Origin of the sequence: Paraburkholderia caffeinitolerans, assembly GCF_902859945.1 — a bacterium.
GTDB classification, from domain to species: Bacteria; Pseudomonadota; Gammaproteobacteria; order Burkholderiales; family Burkholderiaceae; genus Paraburkholderia; species Paraburkholderia caffeinitolerans.
Genome location: NZ_CADIKL010000005.1, coordinates 245,864 through 264,267, shown reverse-complemented (window position 1 = coordinate 264,267; position 18,404 = coordinate 245,864). Strand labels below are relative to the sequence as shown.

17 protein-coding genes and 1 tRNA gene are annotated in these 18,404 nt (G+C 61.2%); 7 read left to right on the top strand and 11 right to left on the bottom strand.

Going from position 1 to position 18,404, the window contains the following annotated elements; genetic code table 11:
* Positions 1-27: 27 nt before the first annotated feature.
* The 11 genes from HV773_RS07145 to HV773_RS07095 form a co-directional block, all read right to left on the bottom strand.
* Positions 28-1,281 (bottom strand): NADH-quinone oxidoreductase subunit D, encoded by a 1,254-nt coding sequence (locus HV773_RS07145; protein WP_129561599.1) that lies wholly within the window; start codon positions 1,279-1,281, stop codon positions 28-30.
* A gap of 9 nt (positions 1,282-1,290) precedes the next feature.
* On the bottom strand, positions 1,291-1,896 hold the full coding sequence (locus HV773_RS07140) for an NADH-quinone oxidoreductase subunit C (RefSeq protein ID WP_129561598.1): 606 nt from the start codon (positions 1,894-1,896) through the stop codon (positions 1,291-1,293).
* 22 nt (positions 1,897-1,918) lie between these two features.
* Positions 1,919-2,398 (bottom strand): NuoB/complex I 20 kDa subunit family protein, encoded by a 480-nt coding sequence (locus HV773_RS07135; protein WP_035534401.1) that lies wholly within the window; start codon positions 2,396-2,398, stop codon positions 1,919-1,921.
* A 72-nt stretch (positions 2,399-2,470) separates the two neighbouring features.
* On the bottom strand, positions 2,471-2,830 hold the full coding sequence (locus HV773_RS07130; RefSeq protein ID WP_129561597.1) for an NADH-quinone oxidoreductase subunit A: 360 nt from the start codon (positions 2,828-2,830) through the stop codon (positions 2,471-2,473).
* A gap of 161 nt (positions 2,831-2,991) precedes the next feature.
* Positions 2,992-3,076, bottom strand: a tRNA-Leu gene (locus tag HV773_RS07125).
* Positions 3,077-3,186: 110 nt separating this feature from the next.
* Entirely contained in the window at positions 3,187-3,573 is a 387-nt protein-coding gene (secG, locus tag HV773_RS07120) for a preprotein translocase subunit SecG (RefSeq protein ID WP_129563302.1), read from the bottom strand.
* A 100-nt stretch (positions 3,574-3,673) separates the two neighbouring features.
* The gene (gene tpiA / locus HV773_RS07115; RefSeq protein WP_129561596.1) at positions 3,674-4,456 is read right to left on the bottom strand and encodes a triose-phosphate isomerase; all 783 of its coding nucleotides are present in this window, start codon (positions 4,454-4,456) and stop codon (positions 3,674-3,676) included.
* A gap of 178 nt (positions 4,457-4,634) precedes the next feature.
* Positions 4,635-5,651 carry an NAD(P)H-quinone oxidoreductase gene (locus tag HV773_RS07110; RefSeq protein ID WP_129561595.1) on the bottom strand — a complete coding sequence of 339 codons (1,017 nt, stop codon included), beginning with the start codon at positions 5,649-5,651 and terminating at the stop codon, positions 4,635-4,637.
* Between the two features lie 104 nt (positions 5,652-5,755).
* On the bottom strand, positions 5,756-7,903 hold the full coding sequence (pnp, locus tag HV773_RS07105; protein ID WP_129561594.1) for a polyribonucleotide nucleotidyltransferase: 2,148 nt from the start codon (positions 7,901-7,903) through the stop codon (positions 5,756-5,758).
* Positions 7,904-8,248: 345 nt separating this feature from the next.
* Positions 8,249-8,518 carry a 30S ribosomal protein S15 gene (gene rpsO / locus HV773_RS07100; RefSeq protein WP_035534390.1) on the bottom strand — a complete coding sequence of 90 codons (270 nt, stop codon included), beginning with the start codon at positions 8,516-8,518 and terminating at the stop codon, positions 8,249-8,251.
* Between the two features lie 147 nt (positions 8,519-8,665).
* Positions 8,666-9,904 carry a branched-chain amino acid ABC transporter substrate-binding protein gene (locus HV773_RS07095; protein WP_227875397.1) on the bottom strand — a complete coding sequence of 413 codons (1,239 nt, stop codon included), beginning with the start codon at positions 9,902-9,904 and terminating at the stop codon, positions 8,666-8,668.
* A gap of 333 nt (positions 9,905-10,237) precedes the next feature.
* Between HV773_RS07095 and HV773_RS07090 the strand changes: the two genes are divergently transcribed.
* The 7 genes from HV773_RS07090 to HV773_RS07060 all read left to right on the top strand — a co-directional run bounded on the left by HV773_RS07090 (position 10,238) and on the right by HV773_RS07060 (position 18,281).
* Positions 10,238-10,708: a hypothetical protein gene (locus HV773_RS07090; RefSeq protein WP_129563301.1), complete on the top strand. Its 471-nt coding sequence runs from the start codon at positions 10,238-10,240 to the stop codon at positions 10,706-10,708.
* Between the two features lie 309 nt (positions 10,709-11,017).
* Positions 11,018-11,299 carry a hypothetical protein gene (locus tag HV773_RS07085; RefSeq protein ID WP_465263027.1) on the top strand — a complete coding sequence of 94 codons (282 nt, stop codon included), beginning with the start codon at positions 11,018-11,020 and terminating at the stop codon, positions 11,297-11,299.
* 5 nt (positions 11,300-11,304) lie between these two features.
* Entirely contained in the window at positions 11,305-12,705 is a 1,401-nt protein-coding gene (gmtY, locus tag HV773_RS07080) for a gamma-mobile-trio recombinase GmtY (protein WP_175194380.1), read from the top strand.
* Between the two features lie 9 nt (positions 12,706-12,714).
* A complete protein-coding gene (gene gmtZ / locus HV773_RS07075) occupies positions 12,715-15,351 on the top strand; it encodes a gamma-mobile-trio integrase GmtZ (protein WP_175194379.1) in 2,637 nt (878 codons plus the stop codon).
* Positions 15,348-16,028 (top strand): gamma-mobile-trio protein GmtX, encoded by a 681-nt coding sequence (gmtX, locus tag HV773_RS07070; RefSeq protein ID WP_175194378.1) that lies wholly within the window; start codon positions 15,348-15,350, stop codon positions 16,026-16,028. The genes gmtZ and gmtX overlap by 4 nt, the downstream gene beginning before the upstream one ends.
* Before the next feature lie 732 nt (positions 16,029-16,760).
* A complete protein-coding gene (locus HV773_RS07065; RefSeq protein ID WP_115783739.1) occupies positions 16,761-16,958 on the top strand; it encodes a hypothetical protein in 198 nt (65 codons plus the stop codon).
* Between the two features lie 15 nt (positions 16,959-16,973).
* On the top strand, positions 16,974-18,281 hold the full coding sequence (locus HV773_RS07060) for an NAD(P)/FAD-dependent oxidoreductase (RefSeq protein WP_115783738.1): 1,308 nt from the start codon (positions 16,974-16,976) through the stop codon (positions 18,279-18,281).
* Positions 18,282-18,404: the final 123 nt, after the last annotated feature.

Below are 18,404 nucleotides of genomic sequence, written 5' to 3'. Positions count from 1 at the left end.
TGAGCAGGCGCACCGGCAGTTTGCTGCTTAACGGTCAATTTCACCGAACACAATGTCCTGCGTGCCGATGATCGTGACCGCGTCGGCAATCATGTGACCGCGCGCCATCTCATCCAGCGCGGACAGATGGGCATAGCCCGGCGCGCGGATCTTCAGACGATACGGCTTGTTGGCGCCATCCGACACCAGGTAGATGCCGAATTCGCCCTTCGGATGCTCCACGGCTGCGTAGGCCTCGCCTTCGGGCACGTGGAAACCTTCAGTGAAGAGCTTGAAGTGGTGAATCAGCTCTTCCATGTTCGACTTCATGTTGACGCGCGACGGCGGCGCAACCTTGTGATTGTCGACCATCACGGGGCCGGGATTCTTGCGCAGCCACTCAATGCACTGTTTCGCGATACGAGTCGATTGACGCATTTCCTCGACACGCACGAGATAGCGGTCGTAGCAGTCGCCATTCACGCCCACTGGGATGTCGAAATCCATCTGGTCGTACACCTCATAGGGCTGCTTCTTGCGCAGGTCCCACTCGATGCCCGAGCCACGCAGCATCGCGCCGGTGAGGCCCAGCTGCATCGCGCGCTCCGGCGTCACCACGCCGATGCCCACGAGACGCTGCTTCCAGATCCGGTTGTCGGTGAGGAGCGTTTCGTACTCGTCGACGCAAGCCGGGAAGCGCGTGAAGAAGTCGTCGATGAAGTCCAGCACCGAGCCCTGGCGCGCCTCGTTCATGCGGGCGAGCGCCTTCTCGTTGTGGACCTTCGAAGCCTTGTACTGCGGCATGGCGTCGGGCAGATCGCGGTACACGCCGCCCGGACGATAGTAAGCCGCGTGCATGCGCGCGCCCGAGACCGCCTCATAGACGTCCATCAGGTCCTCGCGCTCGCGGAACGCGTAGAGGAACACCGCCATCGCGCCCACGTCGAGCCCGTGCGAGCCGATCCACATCAAGTGGTTGAGCACGCGCGTGATTTCGTCGAACAGCACGCGGATGTACTTCGCGCGGATCGGCACTTCAATGCCGAGCAGCTTTTCGATCGCGAGCACATAGCCGTGCTCGTTGACCATCATCGACACATAGTCGAGACGATCCATGTACGGGACCGACTGAATGAAGGTCTTGTTTTCTGCGAGCTTTTCCGTCGCACGGTGCAGCAAGCCGATGTGCGGATCGGCGCGCTGGATCACTTCGCCGTCGAGCTCGAGCACGAGGCGCAGCACGCCGTGCGCTGCCGGGTGCTGCGGGCCGAAGTTGAGCGTGTAGTTCTTGATCTCTGACATGCGACCCTCTTAGTGTTTCCTCAGACCACCGTAGCGATCCTCGCGGATCACGCGCGGCGTGATTTCGCGCGGCTCGATCGTGACCGGCTGGTAAACCACGCGCTTCTGCTCCGGGTCGTAACGCATTTCGACGTAGCCCGAAATCGGGAAGTCCTTGCGGAACGGATGGCCGATGAAACCGTAGTCGGTCAGGATGCGGCGCAGGTCGGGATGGCCTTCGAAGACGATGCCGAACAGGTCGAACGCCTCGCGCTCGTACCAATTGGCCGAACTCCAGATGTCGACGAGCGAGGACACGATGGGCACGTCGTCGTCCGGCGCGAACACACGCAGGCGCAGACGCCAGTTATTCGTGATGGAGAGCAGATGCGACACAGCCGCGAAGCGCTGGCCTTCCCACGCGCCGTCGCCGTATGTCTGATAGTCGACGCCACACAGATCAACCAACTGCTCGAAGCGCAGCGACGGATTGTCGCGGAGCTCCTTCGCCACGCTGAGGTAATCTTTAGAGCTTATGACCAAGGTCAACTCGCCGAGCGCTTCGGTGAGACTGACGACGCGCGCACCAAGGGCCGCTTCGAGGTTCGCTTTCAGGGTCTCGAGTTTGCTTGCCATATTATGGGGAGGCGCTTGGCCTTTATTGACGGGCGATGGTGCTGGTACGACGGATCTTTGCCTGCAGCTGAATGATCCCGTACACGAGGGCTTCCGCTGTCGGAGGACAACCCGGCACATAGACGTCGACAGGTACGATGCGATCACACCCGCGTACGACCGAATACGAATAGTGGTAGTAGCCGCCGCCGTTGGCGCACGACCCCATCGAAATCACCCAGCGCGGCTCGGCCATCTGATCGTAGACCTTGCGCAACGCGGGCGCCATCTTGTTGCACAGCGTGCCGGCAACGATCATCACGTCGGACTGGCGCGGGCTCGGGCGAAACACCACGCCGAAGCGGTCGAGGTCGTAACGGGCCGCACCCGCGTGCATCATTTCGACGGCGCAACACGCTAGACCGAACGTCATCGGCCACAGCGAGCCAGTGCGCGTCCAGTTGATCAGCTTGTCAGCCGTCGTGGTGACAAACCCTTCCTTCAAGACCCCTTCGATACTCATGTGCTTTCCACTCCAGACGGACGGCCTGCGGTGTACCCGCAGTGCCACCCATGCTATCCGGCGATTAACCCCTTATTCCCAGTCGAGACCGCCCTTCTTCCAGATGTAGGCAAAGCCCAGCAGGAATTCGAGCAGAAACAGCATCATCGACAGGAAGCCCGGCCAGCCGATATCGCGCAGGGCAACACCCCACGGAAACAGGAACGCCGTTTCGAGGTCGAAGATGATGAAGAGAATGGCCACGAGGTAATACCGTACATCGAACTTCATGCGCGCGTCTTCAAACGCTTCGAAGCCGCACTCGTACGGTGAAATTTTTTCGCTGTCGGGCCGGTTGGGACCGAGGATCTTGCCGATGCTCACCAACGCCACGCCCAGACCAATACCTACGAGAAGGAATAACAGGACGGGGTAATAGGTAGCGAGATTCAAGGCTATCCTCTTTCGGTTGGTTCTGAGGTTCCGCAGGAACTTCAAGTCGCGCTGCGGGAATCACTTTACGTACTTCGCGCCACGAACGAAACGAACACGACGTATAAAGCAAAAATGCCAGCCGAAGCTGAAGCAAGCGGCTGGCATTTTTTAGATAACATTGGTGCCGACGGCGAGACTCGAACTCGCACAGCTTTCGCCACTACCCCCTCAAGATAGCGTGTCTACCAATTTCACCACGTCGGCACTACATGCAATCCGGGACAACAATTTATGCAACCCGCGAATCGCTTCAAGACTTAAATTCTAACTTGTTCCCGCTCTTTGTTCAATGCACAAAAACAAGTTTTTCAGAATTATTTCGGTACGTCGTTGCTGGCGGCGGCCGGCGCTGCAGCCGGGGCGCTGGCCGCGGAAGCCGCAGGAACAGATGCGGCAACCGGCGCCGAAGCCACGACCGGAGCCGGTGCCGTAGCGCCCAGCAAGCCTGCCGAAGGCTTCGAATGATAAGACCCCAAGTAAGTTAGTGCAAGCGTCGAGACAAAAAAGACCGTTGCGAGAATTCCAGTCGTACGCGACAGGAAGTTCGCCGAGCCGGTCGCGCCGAACAAGCTGCCCGATGCACCGCTGCCGAAGGCGGCGCCCATGTCGGCGCCCTTGCCGTGCTGCAGCAGAACGAGGCCGATCACCCCGAGCGCCGACAGAATCTGGACGACGATAATCAACGTTTTCAAATACAGCATCACACTCACCTGAGTCCTTGTTGAGCACAGCCTCCCAGAGGCATGCGCATGTGCAGCCGGCACGAACCTCACGGGAGGCGCCGTGCCCGAGCCTTATTTTTTATCCCGCGACGCTCGCGCCCGTCGCAGCGGCCGCGCAAATCGCGAGGAAATCCCCAGCCTTCAGCGCAGCGCCGCCGATCAGGCCACCATCGATATCGGCCTGACGGAACAACTCCGCCGCATTCTCCGGCTTCACGCTGCCGCCGTACAGCAGCGGCACGTTCGCCACCTGCGCGCCCTTCGCGGCTAGCCGCGCGCGCAGGAAAGCATGCACTTGCTGCGCCTGCTCCGACGTCGCGCTCTTGCCCGTGCCAATAGCCCAGACCGGCTCATAGGCAACGACAATGTGCGCTGCGTCTTCGACCGACAACACCGCCAGCACCGCGTCAAGCTGCGCGCCGACCACTTGCTCGGTCGTGCCGCCTTCACGCTGTTCCAGTGTCTCGCCCACGCAGACGATCGGCGTGAGGCCGGCCGCAAGCGCGCGCTGCGTCTTCTGCGCAACGAGCTCGGAGCTTTCGCTGTGATACGCACGACGCTCCGAGTGACCAACGATCGCGAACCCTGCCTCGAAATCGGCAACCATGCCCGCCGCCACTTCGCCCGTAAAGGCACCCTGCTCGTGCGCGGACACGTCTTGCGCGCCCCAGACTACGCGACTGCCGCCGAGCAGCGCCTGAGCCTGCGCAAGATAGGGGAACGGCACGCACACGCCGACGCGTACTTCGGCGGGCAGCGACTGCACGCCCTGCGCGACGCCTTCGAGCAATGCCGCATTGGCCGCGAGGCGGCCATGCATCTTCCAGTTACCGACTACGAGCTTCGATCGTTGATTCGTCATTGTTCCGGTTGCTGTTAAAAGCAGACGCAAAACGCAGAATTTTACTGCGTGCAATCGAGGCGGGTCAAACCGGCCTGCTCCGGACATACGAAAAAAGCGTCAAAAAATGCCGAAAAATCAAAGCACGAACCCGCCATTGCCCCGCACAGCGGGCCTGTGCGGGGCAATGGCCGCCCAATCAGGCCACCTGCCCCCAATCGAGCATGATCTTGCCGATGTGCTCGCTGCTCTCCATCAGCGCGTGGGCCCCGGCCGCCTGTGCAGCCGGGAAGACGCGGAACACAACCGGCTTGATCCGCCCCTCTTCAAGCAACGGCCACACATGCGCCTTCAATTCCTGGGCGATCTGCGCCTTGAACTCGACCGAACGGGCACGCAGCGTCGAGCCCGTAATCGTCAGGCGGCGGCGCAGGATCTCGCCCATGTTGACTTCAGCCTTCGAGCCGCCGAGCGTCGCAATCAGCACGATGCGACCGCCGTTGGCCAGCGCCGAGAGCTCGCGCGACACATAACCTCCCGCCACCATGTCGAGAATCACGTCGACGCCACGGTCGTTCGTGAGCGCCTTCACGACCTCCACGAAATCTTCGTTGCGATAGTTGATGGCACGGTCGGCGCCCAGTTGCTCACAGGCGCGACACTTGTCGTCCGAGCCCGCAGTTGCGAAGACGCGAAAACCGAGTGCATGCGCGATCTGAATCGCCGTAACGCCGATCCCGCTCGAACCGCCTTGCACGAGCAGCGTCTCGTTCTCGCCGCCCTCGCCCTTGCCGAGCAGGGCGCGTTGGAACACGTTGCTCCACACCGTGAAATAGGTCTCGGGCAGCGAAGCCGCTTCAATATCCGTGAGCCCCTTCGGCACCGGCAGGCATTGGCCGAGCGGCGCGACCGCGTACTCGGCATAGCCGCCGCCCGCGATCAGTGCGCACACGCGGTCGCCGAGTTTCAGGCCGAACGGGTTGTTCTTTTCGTCGATCGTCCCGCCGACGATCTCGCCCGCCACCTCGAGCCCCGGCAAATCGGAAATTCCCGGCGGCGGCGCATACGAACCCTTGCGCTGAAACACGTCGGGGCGATTCACGCCCGACGCGCCCACCTTGATCAGTACCTCGCCTGCCTTCGGCTCGGGCATCGGGCGCTCGGTCAGCTTGAGCACGTCCGGCGCACCGAATTCAGTAATCTCCACTGCCTTCATCTCGCGTCTCCGTAGGGCCTTCAGTTACACCCGCCTCAATCTCACATTCTCATAAAAAAACGGCCGGCGCGCTCATCGCGTGCCGGCCGTTTCAGCAAACCGCCTTACTGCTGCGGCTCGCCCTGCGGTGCGCCGCCATTGGCTTGCTCATTGAGCAGCGCCTTGGCGGACAGGCGCACTCGGCCCTTCTCGTCCGTCTGGATGACCTTGACCTTCACGATCTGGCCTTCCTTCAGGTAGTCGTTGATGTCCTTGATGCGCTCGTTGGCGATCTCGGAAATGTGCAGCAGGCCATCCTTGCCCGGCAGCAGATTCACGATCGCGCCGAAGTCGAGCAGCTTCAGGACCGCGCCTTCGTAGACTTGACCGACTTCGACTTCAGCCGTGATGTTCTCGATACGCTTCTTCGCTTCGGCCATGCCTTCGCTCGACGTCGAAGCGATGGTCACGACGCCATCGTCGGAGATGTCGATGGTCGTACCGGTTTCTTCGGTCAGCGCGCGGATCACCGAACCACCCTTGCCGATCACGTCGCGGATCTTCTCCGGATTGATCTTGATGGTGATCATGCGCGGCGCGTAGGCCGACATTTCGGTGTTCACACCCGCAACCGCCGAGGTCATCTTGCCGAGGATGTGCATACGGCCTTCCTTCGCTTGCGCGAGGGCGACCTGCATGATCTCCTTGGTGATGCCCTGGATCTTGATGTCCATCTGCAGCGCGGTCACGCCAGCTTCAGTACCCGCGACCTTGAAGTCCATGTCGCCGAGGTGATCTTCGTCGCCGAGGATGTCGGTCAGCACAGCGAACTTGTTGCCTTCGAGGATCAGGCCCATCGCGATGCCCGCGACGTGCGCCTTCATCGGCACGCCGGCGTCCATCAACGCGAGGCAGCCGCCGCACACCGAAGCCATCGACGACGAACCGTTCGACTCGGTAATTTCCGAAACCACGCGAATCGAGTAACCGAACTCTTCGGCGCTCGGCAGGCACGCGATCAGCGCGCGCTTGGCGAGACGGCCGTGGCCGATTTCACGGCGCTTCGGCGAACCCACGCGACCCGTTTCTCCGGTCGCGAACGGGGGCATGTTGTAGTGGAGCATGAAGCGGTCGCGGTACTCGCCTTCGAGCGCGTCGATGATCTGCTCGTCGCCCTTGGTGCCGAGCGTCGCGACGACCAGCGCCTGCGTCTCGCCGCGCGTGAACAGCGCCGAACCGTGGGTGCGCGGGAGCACGCCGGTACGGATTTCGATCGGACGCACGGTGCGCGTGTCGCGGCCGTCGATACGCGGCTCGCCGTTCAGGATCTGCGAACGGACGATCTTCGCTTCGAGGTCGAACACGATGTTGCCGACCGTGGCCTTGTCGGCCGCCGTCGTGCCGGCCGCAGCCGCTTCTTCTTCGAGCTTGGCCGACGTTGCTGCGTAGACTTCCTTCAGCTTGGTCGAACGCTGTTGCTTGTCGCGCAGTTGGTACGCTGCGAGCAGGTTGTCGTTGGCGATGGCCGTGACGCGCGCGATGAGCGCTTCGTCCTTCGGCGCCGGCTGCCAGTCCCACTCGGGCTTGCCGCCGTCACGAACCAGTTCGTGGATCGCGTCGATAGCCGTTTGCATCTGCTCGTGGCCGAACACGACCGCGCCGAGCATCACGTCTTCCGGCAGTTGGTCGGCTTCCGATTCCACCATCAGCACTGCACGCTCGGTACCGGCCACGACGAGGTCGAGGCGCGATTCCTTGATTTGCGCGCGCGTGGGGTTCAGCACGTACTCGTTGTTGATGTAGGCCACGCGTGCGGCGCCCACCGGGCCGTTGAACGGCAGACCCGAGATCGCGAGCGCTGCCGATGCGCCGATCAGCGCGGGGATGTCAGCCGGGACTTCCGGGTTGATCGACAGGACGTGGATCACGACCTGGACTTCGTTGTAGAAGCCTTCCGGGAAGAGCGGACGCAGCGGACGGTCGATCAGGCGCGAGATCAGCGTCTCGCCTTCCGACGGACGGCCTTCGCGGCGGAAGAAGCCGCCAGGAATCTTGCCGGCCGAATAGGTCTTCTCGATGTAGTCGACGGTGAGCGGGAAGAAGTCCTGACCCGGCTTCGCGGTCTTCGCGCCAACGACGGTCGCGAGCACGACGGTGTCTTCGACGTCGACGATGACGGCGCCGCCCGCCTGACGGGCGATCTCACCGGTTTCGAGGCGCACATTGTGCTGACCCCATTTGAATTCTTTCACGACTTTATTGAACATGGTCATGGTCACTCACTCCTTACTCATTTGTTATGCATCGCCCGCACACGCGGACGACACGGCAAGACAGAATCCGGCACCGCGCAGGTAGAGGAGTGTTATGCCATTCCAGCGAATCTCGCGAATGCGACGATGACGCGGTGCACCTACGGTGTTTTGTCGCGCACGATTCGATGGAATGACACAAAGCTCTGCCCCGAGGCCCGGCCCTGCTGCTTTTACTGCCGATTTACCGCTATTGGTGCTGCTTCGTACTGCTATCCGGCACGCATCGCATGAAGCATACCGTTCAAAAACAAAATGCCTGCATCAGTGGAACTGACACAGGCATCTTTCGGCAAGACCTTGCGATTACTTGCGCAGACCCAGCTTCTCGATCAGTGCGCGGTAGCGATCTGCGTCCTTGCCCTTCAGGTAGTCGAGCAGCTTGCGGCGGCGGCTCACCATGCGCAGCAGACCGCGGCGGCTGTGGTGATCCTTCTGGTGCGACTTGAAGTGGCCAGTCAGTTCGTTGATACGCGACGTCAGGAGTGCAACCTGGACTTCGGGCGAACCCGTGTCACCGGTGCCACGCGCGAATTGCGCGACGATGTCGGACTTCTTGATATCTGCTACGGACATTTTGCTTTTCCTTTAATACAAACAGGCGGTCACGGAAGAAAGGCCGTGCCGTGGTTGTGACTATTGCTCTCTTGCCGTGAATCACGACAAGACGCGCATTGTAGCACAGGCCCAGTTCGCCGCGAACCGGGCCTGCGCAGGCCCGGTTCAGGGCCGCTTCATTTTGCAGACCGTCGCCGGCACCGTGCGCTCCGCCGGCAGCGCCAGCACCGTGCGAAAGCCGTATCCCGACCCTTCATTGTCGTAGCGCACGCCAGGCGCGCCCTGCTTGTCCATCTGCATCACGTAAAGGGGCTGAATCACCTGGTGGTCATCCGCGCGCATCCACATTGGATGGAAGCTGCCTTCATCCCCCGTGAAGCGCATGCCTTCGAGCGCCCTCGCGACCGCTTCCGGTTGCGCCGAGCCGGCCTTCGTCATGGCCTGGGCGAGCATTTCCACGAGCATGCTCATGCGCAGCACCGGATAGTCATCCTGCGCCGCCGGATAGCGGGCGCGGAACGCCGCATACCAGGCGTCCGAAGCCGTGCCACCCGCGTTCGGATGCCAGTCGGCCACGGCGATCACGCGCTTGACGCCCGCCTCGCCGAGCGCCGCCGGCGCGCCAAGGCTGTTGCCGTAGAACGTGTAGAACCGGGTGTCGAGGCCCTGCTCGCGCGCGGCCTTCACGAGTAGCGTGAGATCGCTGCCCCAATTGCCGGTGATGACGGCGTCCGCGCCGGCCGCGCGAATCTTCGCGACATAGGGTGCGAAATCCTTCACCCGGCCGATCGGATGAAACTCGTCGCCCACCACGGCAATGTCCGGACGCTGCTTCGCCAGCGCCGCACGCGCGAGCGCGCTCACATCGTGGCCGAAGCTGTAGTCCTGATTCAGCAGGTAGACCTTCTTCACCGACTTGTCGGCGGCGATCACGTCCGCGAGCGCATCCATGCGCATGCCTGCGTGCGCGTCGAAGCGGAAGTGCCAGAAGCTGCAATTCGCGTTGGTGAGCGCGGGATCGTCGGCGGAATAGTTGAGGAAAAGCTCGCGGTTATCGGGCTCGCGCGCGTTCTGGCGGTCGATCGCGGCGACGAGCGCTGCCGCTACCGCCGAGCTATTACCCTGCAGGACGAAGCCGATATGGCGGTCCGCCGCCGCGCGCAGCTGCATCAGCGCCGCCTCGGTGCTGCCCTTGCTGTCGAGCACCACCAGTTCGAGCGGATGACGTCCATCGGGCAGCGTGACGCCGCCACGCGAGTTCACGCGCTCCACGCCGAAACGCAGATTGCGCTCGACGGCCGCGCCCGCGTCCGCGAACGGCCCAGACATGCCTTCGATCAGCGCGAGTTGGATCGGCTGGGCAGCAGGCGCTTGCGCGCTCGCCGCGTACGCGCCTGCTGCCATCAGCGCCACGCTCAACCCTGTCGCCGCCAACAGCGCCGTCGCGCGTGTCCATCGTGCATTGATGCCTGCCTTCATGCGCCGCCCTCTTCGTCCATGACCCGGTTCATATGAAGCGCGGATCATAGGACGCCCATGCGCACCACGGCAAGCCATCGTGATCCCGACGTGTCAAAATAACGGTTCCAGAGAGGGTTCCAGACAGTTCGAACCCAGGTTCGAATCCGCGCGGCGTCCATCGCACGCGTGCCAACGGGGGACTTCATGCTCAAGCGTCTTTCATCCGCCATCGCGGCGCGACTGCCGCGCACCACGCGCCGCACGCTCGTCGCCGGCATGGGCGCGCTCGCACTCGCCGGCTGCGTGCAACCGTGGCAGCAATTTCATGCGGGCGACGACGCCCAGGCCGTGGTCGCCCGCTTCGGTCCGCCGCACGAAGTCTACGACCTGCCCAACGGCGGCAAGCGCCTGATGTGGCCGACCCAGCCGATGGGCGAAACCACCGTGGCCGCCGACATCGACGCCAGCGGCAAGGTGCAGAACGTGCGCCAGGTGCTGCAGCCCAACGAGTTCTACCGAGCCGAGATCGGCAAATGGACGCGCACTGACGTGCTCGTGAACTTCGGCCGCCCGGTGGAAACTGCCTACTTCCCGCTGATGAAGAGGGAAGCCTGGACCTACCGTTACCTCGAAGACAACGTGTGGTACATGCTCTACAGCTTCTACTTCGACGACCAGGGCATCCTGCGGCTCACGCAGAAGACGCCCGATCCGCTGCACGATCCGGACCGGCGCAGCGCGTTCTAAGTCCGGCAAGCGCTTCGCGCGCGTCGCCAGCCCGGCAAAACGAAGCCCCCGTGCTCTCGCGTTATTCCCCCCAACGATCAATACATAGTTAGGGTGGTTTAGCTGCCGGAAGGATTCCACGCCCCTCTCGAAGGGGCTTTTTTTTGTCTCAATGTTTTCGTAGTTATGCCGTAAACATGCATCGAATGTATAGCGAACGGGCAGATGCAGCGATGTCTTTGGCTGTTCGAGTAGCCGTCTTTCTTTGAAAGACGAGTAGCAGGTGGGGGTCCGGGGGAGGAGCGGATGGGTCGACGGTCTGTGGATAACTTGACGCTAGAACGCTGGCGGGCGCTTGACGCCCTCTTCGTGCTGGGGAAGCTGGGGTGCTACGCAAAGGTCGACGACACTTTCGAGCCCCTGAGTGCGCAGGGTACGCAGCGCTATCACGTCAATGCTGAAGGACAGGATTTCGAATTGCTCCTTCGCGGCCCCAAGTTCTTCGACACACGGCTCCAGAGAGGCGGAGGCGGTGCAGTGGACCTGGTCATGCATGTGCGCCATGTCGATTTCAAAGCCGCGACTGACTTGTTGCGTCGTCTTGCTGTCTAGCTCCCATGTTCGTCACCGTCAAAGCCCGTGTCCACACCGACGCCACAGGGGCCTACACCGAAATGCCTGCGTTGCTGACACCGGCCGGGGTGTTGGAGCCTTTGCTCGATTATTGCCTGTATCGGAGCCACGACCGTAGTTTGACCTGGATGTCCAAAGTGACCCGCTCGGTACGGATGTTCCTCGAATACCTGCAATCCAACCCCGCCGAGCGCGACACCTACCGTCTGTTTCAAAATTTTGCCCAACGGCTCTATACAGGCACCTTCGACCGCCAGACCGGCCTGGACCCCAGTGACCTGTGCTGGGCACCTCGCTCACCGCAGGACGCTTCGCACATCGTCACCTACCTGACAGACTTCTTCGACTGGCTCGGCGAAATGAGTCCCGAGGCTGCTCAGGTGAACCCACGCTATGCGGGCGGGGCCTTCGACCGGCAGATAGACGAGGCTGCTTATCAGTTCCGGCGCAACAAAGCTTTCCTTGGTCACACCTGGACGACGAACGCATCCCCCAGCGAAACCGGGCATCGTGTCCGGCATCAACGCCTACCTAAGGTCGAAAGAGGTGAGCCCCCGGCCTTCCCTGAGAAGTGCTTCGAGGAACTGCTCGCCAAGGGGTTCAGCGTGGCCGGACGCCAAGACTATCGCGGCATGCTCATCACCTTGCTGCTGCACGGGGCCGGTTTCCGCGAGTCGGAGCCCTTCCACCTCTACATTTCGGACGTGTTTCCTGATCCGGCCAATCCGCGCCAAGCCAAGGTGCTCATCCATCACCCGAGCCACGGTGTTGCGCCCGCTGACTGGTGCGATGAAAGGGGCAAGCCGCGCAAAGGCAACCGCGCGGAGTACCTAGCCCGGCAGTTCGGCCTCGTGCCGCGTACTAAGGTGCTGGACCGCCGCCACGCCGGCTGGAAAGGCGGCATGCACGATGCGGCCTACTACAAGCAAGCGTATTGGTTTCTGCCGGAATATGGCGAGTGGTTCCTGCAACTTTGGTACCGCTACCTTGAGCAGGTTGCTCGCGTCGAGCGCGACCACCCCTTTGCCTTCATCAACCTAAGCCGCGAACCTATGGGCGCGATGTATACGCTGAACCAGTACAACAAGGCGCATGCCGCCGCCTGCAAACGGATCGGACTCGCGATCAGCAAGACACTGGGTACGACACCACATGGCCACCGTCACGCCTATGGCCGCCGGCTGCGCAACGCTGGCGTCGACAAGTCGCTCATCCGACGCTTCATGCATCACGCTTCTGAGGAGAGCCAGGTGGTGTACACGCAAGCGACCACCCACGAGGCTTTGGTGGCGCTGGAAGTGGCCGCACAGCGGTCGCGGGACAAGCATGCCAGGGAGTTGTCCATGCGGGGCCGACAGCCACCGGCCATCGAACTCAACGACTGAGAGATCAGCATGACCGACGGCAATACAACGACTACGCCCACGGCATCTACTGCCGTCGCCCGCAAAGTGAAAGGGATAACGCGTGCTAACGACGTGAACTTAGGTTGGGTCGAGCGCGATTATCCGCATCTGTCTGTCTGGCGCGCGTTGGCGACGGAATGGCTCAAAGGGGAAACGAGAGGCGTCGGGAACAGACTCACGGCCTTGGCGTCTTTCTTCGAGCGCTACCTTGGCCAGCAGGGTGTTCCGCTCGATCCGGCGACGTTCCTGGCTCGCGGCACGGTTCTGCCCGACTTCTACCGCACAGCCTGCCCTGATTCTCGAAGAGGCATCACAACTAACAACTACGTCCAGGCCTTCCTGCACTTTGTGCTGTTGCGCGAGTTCAGCGAAACCGGTGACGAAGGCCAACCGGAAGTCTCGCCAGCCTTTCGAAACCCCGTGCCTCGGATGTCCAAGGGCGGCCAGCCCACGCGCGACGAAAGTGTGCATTCTCCGCTGCCCTACGGCTACATCGACGAACTGCGCCAGATGCTCGCTGCAGGTCCACACTTACGGGACTGGCAGTGGGCGCAGCGCGCCATGGGCGCGGATACCGGCCAGCGCGGACGCGGCGCAGGCAGTTGGTTCGAAGTGACCGAGGCGCAAATAGATCCGAGCGACCCGGATTGCGTGTGGCGGGTGCGCAAGTTGGCTACCCCTAACTATCGCGGCGGCGAGGTGCTGGAGATGTGGAGTCCGGTGCGCTGGATCGCGCTGTTGGTAAAGCTCATCCTGCCACTGCGCACCTTCCAGGTCCGCATGCTCGACTCAGGCGAAGCCGATACATGGCGTTACGCGAAAGGTGGCTGGGCGCCAAACCCGAATCGGCTCGCACAGGGCAGCGAACGACGGCCCTTGCAGCAAGGGGTGTTTCGCCGCGGCAACCCGCTTACCGATGGCGAGGCCGTGCCAACTGTGCTCTATATCAACACCAACAAGACCGCCGACATCGCCAAGTCCGGTCCTGACAAGGGCTACGTGCTGCCCTGGTCTTCTAGCGGGCCGGTGCACCAAGACGTGTTTTACTGGCTGGAGAAGTTGCGTAACTGGCAAGAGAAGTACAACCCCGTCGCGCGGCGCACAGCCTGGGCAAAACTGGACGCCCGCCACCTTCATGCGAAAAGCGCAATGCAATTGGCGGGCTATCCCGACGCCTGCTTTCTATTCCGCATGCCGGAAGCACGCGACGGCGAACACTATCTGCCGCTGACCGCAGATACATTGGACAAACCATGGTTTCTCCTGCTTGCTTCACTGGAATTGCGATTGGCTGAGCGTGGAGAAACGCACCGCAACGGGTCGCCCATTCACTTACTTCCATCATTGGAAGTAAGGGCCAAGAGCGGTACCAACGACTACACCGTAACGCTCTTCCCACTTCACAGCCTGCGTGTTTCCCTCATTACCGCGCTGGCTTTGGAAGGGCAGGTACCGTTTCCGATACTGCAAAAGCTGGTCGGCCACAGCCGCCTGCTGATGACGCTCTACTACACCAAGCCCGGCGCGACGCATATTCGCGACGTATTGCTTAGTGCCGCCGAGCGGCTAGAGGCTGGCAAAGAAAGGAGTATTGAGAACTTCCTGCTCGACACCGAGCACGACGAGTTGTTGCAAAGGGCCATCTGCAACAGCGTACCAAGTCTTGCTGCGGCGATCCCCCAGCACCCGGCCACGCGCAACCCGTTGGGCTGGATGCCAATGCATCACGGGCTGTGCTTGGTCGGCGGCAACACCAGCGAATTCGAGGACAACAGCGCAGTGGGTGGCTGCTACAACGGCGGGCCGATGATCGCCAAGGGTGGTTCGTCAGTGAGAGCCAAGTATGCTCCTGTTCCTGGCGGCAGTCGCAACTGCGTGCGCTGCCGCTGGTTCGTGACCGAGCCGCACCACTTACCTGCGCTGGCAGCGCATTTCAACACGCTTGCCTATCACTTCGACGAGTCCCGCAACGCCTGTCTTGCTCGCGAAAAGGAGCTGGATGGTTTGAAAAAGGAGAAGGCGGATGCGGAGGACGCAGGGCAGCCGTTCGCTCGCCAGGACGCCTACCGGCAGGCCGAACGAGTGTGGGAAAGCGTAATGAAACGCTTCAGCGACCTGGCGGAAGACCTAGTGGCCTGCTGGCGTCTCATCGAACGCTGCAAGTCCTCACTAGAAGCTCCCCCTGGCGACGGGATGCAACTGGTCACGGCCGGCGCGGTTAGTGATGTGCAGGTTGCCTTCGACGAGATAGAGTCCGAACTGCTCCAGCTGGCCGTTGTCTGCGACAGCGTCGAGGCCTACCCCGACCTAGAGCCCGGCAAGGCGGTATTCCGTCGCAGCCAGTTGCTCGATAGCGTACTCTATCGCGACGACCTACCGCCCGTGTTCATGCTGCTGAGCGAGCATGATCAACTGCTCGCGGGCAACGCCTTTATGCGACGACTTGCCCAGCAGATGAACCCTGAAAATCCCGCGCTGGGGCAGAGGGAGGTGATTCGCCTAATGGACGCAGGCGCGCGTCTCAGCCAGCGCTTCGACGTGGACCTCGACTCGCTGCTACCCGCCGCGCAATCGGCCCAGTCGTTACCCACCGCGCTCTGGTCCCTGAAGGAAGATGAAACATGAATGGCGTGACGGACATTCACCCGGACGCCGTGCTGGGGTCGCTGCTCGACAAGGGCGGGCGCTCGAACCGACGAGCAAACCTAGCGAAGATGCACGAACTTTGCCGCCGGCAGCATGCGGCGGGCTCGCGCGACTTCTCGCTGCCCAACATCGGCCGTCTAGCGGAAGCCGAGGGTATTCTGAAGGGGCGTGCCCTCTACAACGCTCCGTCTGCCGACTACCGCACGCTCATCGAAGCCTGGGCCGCGTATGTCGGCCCAGCCGCGCCTAAGCTGCCGAAGACCCTGGCGAGCCATGAATATCTGATGCGTATCGAGGACCCAGCCATCCGCTCCATCGTGCAGGCCATCATCGCTGAGCGCGACAAGCTCAAGGCTCAAATCAACGTGCTGAAAGCCAACACGCTGGTGACCGTGGAGCGGCGTCCCATGGACGCGACGGTTTCTGCTGCCCCCGGTGCTCCGCGGGTTCCCCTGCTCGCTCTATCGGCGAAACTTACACCGTCTGAGCGCGAAGCCTTGCAGAAGGCGGTGTCGGCTGACTACCTCGAAGAGCGCGGTTTGAAGGAAGGCAGCCACGGTGAAATCGTCAACGAGCGTGGTCGAACGGTATTCGAGGTGGGCTTTGCCCGCGCGCTTCGCAAGATACTGGGCGACGAACTTCCCAAATTCACATGAAAAAAGCGCCGATGTTGTCATCGGCGCTTGATAGTTACGATGCATTGCGATGTATTAATGCATCGCAACGAGCGCAGCTAAAGATTCAATATTTGAAGCCCGTTACGGCCATTCACTTCCATACTATGTACGGTTAGGGAATAAGACCTCACGAGCGTGGGGTTTTTGTTTTTTTAAGCGAAGCAACTCCGGGCGGCGCCATATTACGGACATGGCGCTGTTCTTTCGAGGCAGCTCAAGTTGCGCTCACGTTCAGACTCACCTCATCGCCGTCCTCATCGCATTCGCGGGCTCAAGCGGCGCTCCGGGCGTGCCGCGCTCCAGTTGAAAACCTGCATAGGAACAAACCGCCATTCAAAGTCGTGAAGGTTCTTGCGCGAGCCGCCGATGATGCCGGACCCACGCACGGGTTGTACAAGTGACCCGGTCGCCTTAAACCGCGCCTGAAGCGGCAGGTCGCCGTTTCCTGGGCCATATTCAAGAAGACGATAACTAGAAAGAAAAATCTTCCTATAGAGTCAAAAAGTGTCGTCTTTTTTTTCTTAATTTGACTTCCTATAGTTGTGACATGGGCTTGCAACTGACTGTGATTCTCGTGAAACACATCGACATATCAGATGGTTGTTGTGGCTCAGAAAGTGTTGGCTCATGGCCTGTTGTCGTCCGAGCGAATTCCCCGGACGGGTTGGTAGCCACGCCAGTCGTCCTAACCATCAACCTATTGGTGCACAAATGAACTCGTTCGAAACCCCTGTTATCGCCGTGTCCCCGTATCTTGCAACCCGCAGCGCTGAGGCTGTCGTGCGCGTTAGCGCAGATAAGAAGGCTTCGCTTTACGCAGTGATGCTGCAGGCTCCAATGAACGCACTTGCGAGCAATATCTCCGACCGTGCTGATGTTTCGTCTGTCGCGATTCTCGGCTACAACTAACAAAAGGAGCTTGTGATGCATCGCATCGTAATCGTGGGCGGCGGCGCGGGCGGCCTTGAATTAGCTACGCGTCTTGGCGACAAGCTCGGGAAATCGAAGCGAGCCCACATCACCCTGGTTGACCGCTGCCCGACCCATGTCTGGAAGCCGCTGTTGCATGAAGTGGCAGCAGGAAGTCTCGATGCGCATGCACATCAGATTGAGTATGCAGCACAAGCTCATTGGCATCACTTCGAATTTGTCCGCGGCGAAATGGTCGGGCTGGAGCGCGCGTCGCAGTTCCTGCGTCTCGCTCCCATGTTCGACACCGAAGGCGATAAGGAGGAGATTTTGCCCGCGCGAAGCATTGGGTACGACACGCTCGTTCTTGCCTTGGGCAGTCAAACGCACTTCTTGGGGGTGCCGGGTGCGCAGTCAAATGCGATACCCCTTGATACCTTGGCGCAGGCCGAACGATTGAGGCGCAGGCTCCTCCAGACTTGCGTGAAAAAAGCTGCCCGCAACGTCTCGGGCACCCAATCTGCCGTGCACGTCGCAATCATCGGTGGTGGCGCAACGGGCGTCGAACTGTCCGCCGAACTGCGCAAGACGGAGAAGGCGTTCCGCCAGTTCGGCCTTCATGGCTTTGGGCGAGATAGCGATATCCATGTAACTCTTCTTGAGGCCGGCCCCCGAATTCTTCCTGCTCTGTCGACCAGAGTTGCCGAAACTACGACTGAATTGCTCAAAAAGATGGGGATTGAAGTGTCAGTAGCAGACCCGGTCACGGAAATCGGGCGACACGACGTCACAACGGAGAGCGGAAGAATCATTCCAGCAGACGTCATCATTTGGGCCGCAGGCATCAAGGCGCCGGATGTGCTGGCGTCACTGGACGGTATCGCGGTGAATCGCATCAACCAGGTGAAGGTTTCGCGAAGCCTTCAGAGCGAAACCGACCCGAACGTATTCGCCTTTGGTGATTGTGCAAGTTGCTCGTGGAAGGAAGACAGTATGGTGCCGCCGCGCGCGCAAGCAGCGCATCAACAGGCGGCGTTTCTGGCGAAGGCCCTTCGTGCGCGCGTTGAACGACGTCGTCTTGGCGACTTCATCTACACCGACCACGGCTCGCTCGTGTCGCTAGGCTCTTTGTCTGCCGTTGGCAGTCTGATGGGCGGAGTCGTCGGCCGGAACATTCTGGTCGAAGGTCGGGTGGCGAAGGTGATGTACGCCGCGCTCTATCGGAAGCATCTCGTCTCAGTGTCAGGCTTTCGCCGCACACTCGTCGACCTCGTCGTCCATGGCCTCCGCCGCGCTGCAATGCCTCAGGTCAAGCTTCACTGACAAATGACATAACGGCCCCACAACGCAAGTGACCATGGCCGCGCAGGTCTTTGCGTTGTTCATGCTAGTACCTCTCAGATGACACAATCGCAAATCCGCGATGGGGCCGTGAGTCAGCCTGTC

Bases quoted from the DNA above. Each gene is read 5' to 3' on its own strand.
- HV773_RS07135 (WP_035534401.1), bottom strand. From the start codon at position 2,398: ATGAGTATCGAAGGGGTCTTGAAGGAAGGGTTTGTCACCACGACGGCT.
- HV773_RS07065 (WP_115783739.1), top strand. From the start codon at position 16,761: ATGAACTCGTTCGAAACCCCTGTTATCGCCGTGTCCCCGTATCTTGCA.
- HV773_RS07060 (WP_115783738.1), top strand. From the start codon at position 16,974: ATGCATCGCATCGTAATCGTGGGCGGCGGCGCGGGCGGCCTTGAATTA.
- pnp (WP_129561594.1), bottom strand. From the start codon at position 7,903: ATGACCATGTTCAATAAAGTCGTGAAAGAATTCAAATGGGGTCAGCAC.
- HV773_RS07095 (WP_227875397.1), bottom strand. From the start codon at position 9,904: ATGGCAGCAGGCGCGTACGCGGCGAGCGCGCAAGCGCCTGCTGCCCAG.
- secG (WP_129563302.1), bottom strand. From the start codon at position 3,573: ATGCTGTATTTGAAAACGTTGATTATCGTCGTCCAGATTCTGTCGGCG.
- gmtY (WP_175194380.1), top strand. From the start codon at position 11,305: ATGTTCGTCACCGTCAAAGCCCGTGTCCACACCGACGCCACAGGGGCC.
- gmtX (WP_175194378.1), top strand. From the start codon at position 15,348: ATGAATGGCGTGACGGACATTCACCCGGACGCCGTGCTGGGGTCGCTG.
- gmtZ (WP_175194379.1), top strand. From the start codon at position 12,715: ATGACCGACGGCAATACAACGACTACGCCCACGGCATCTACTGCCGTC.
- rpsO (WP_035534390.1), bottom strand. From the start codon at position 8,518: ATGTCCGTAGCAGATATCAAGAAGTCCGACATCGTCGCGCAATTCGCG.
- HV773_RS07110 (WP_129561595.1), bottom strand. From the start codon at position 5,651: ATGAAGGCAGTGGAGATTACTGAATTCGGTGCGCCGGACGTGCTCAAG.
- HV773_RS07140 (WP_129561598.1), bottom strand. From the start codon at position 1,896: ATGGCAAGCAAACTCGAGACCCTGAAAGCGAACCTCGAAGCGGCCCTT.
- HV773_RS07090 (WP_129563301.1), top strand. From the start codon at position 10,238: ATGGGCGCGCTCGCACTCGCCGGCTGCGTGCAACCGTGGCAGCAATTT.
- HV773_RS07145 (WP_129561599.1), bottom strand. From the start codon at position 1,281: ATGTCAGAGATCAAGAACTACACGCTCAACTTCGGCCCGCAGCACCCG.
- tpiA (WP_129561596.1), bottom strand. From the start codon at position 4,456: ATGACGAATCAACGATCGAAGCTCGTAGTCGGTAACTGGAAGATGCAT.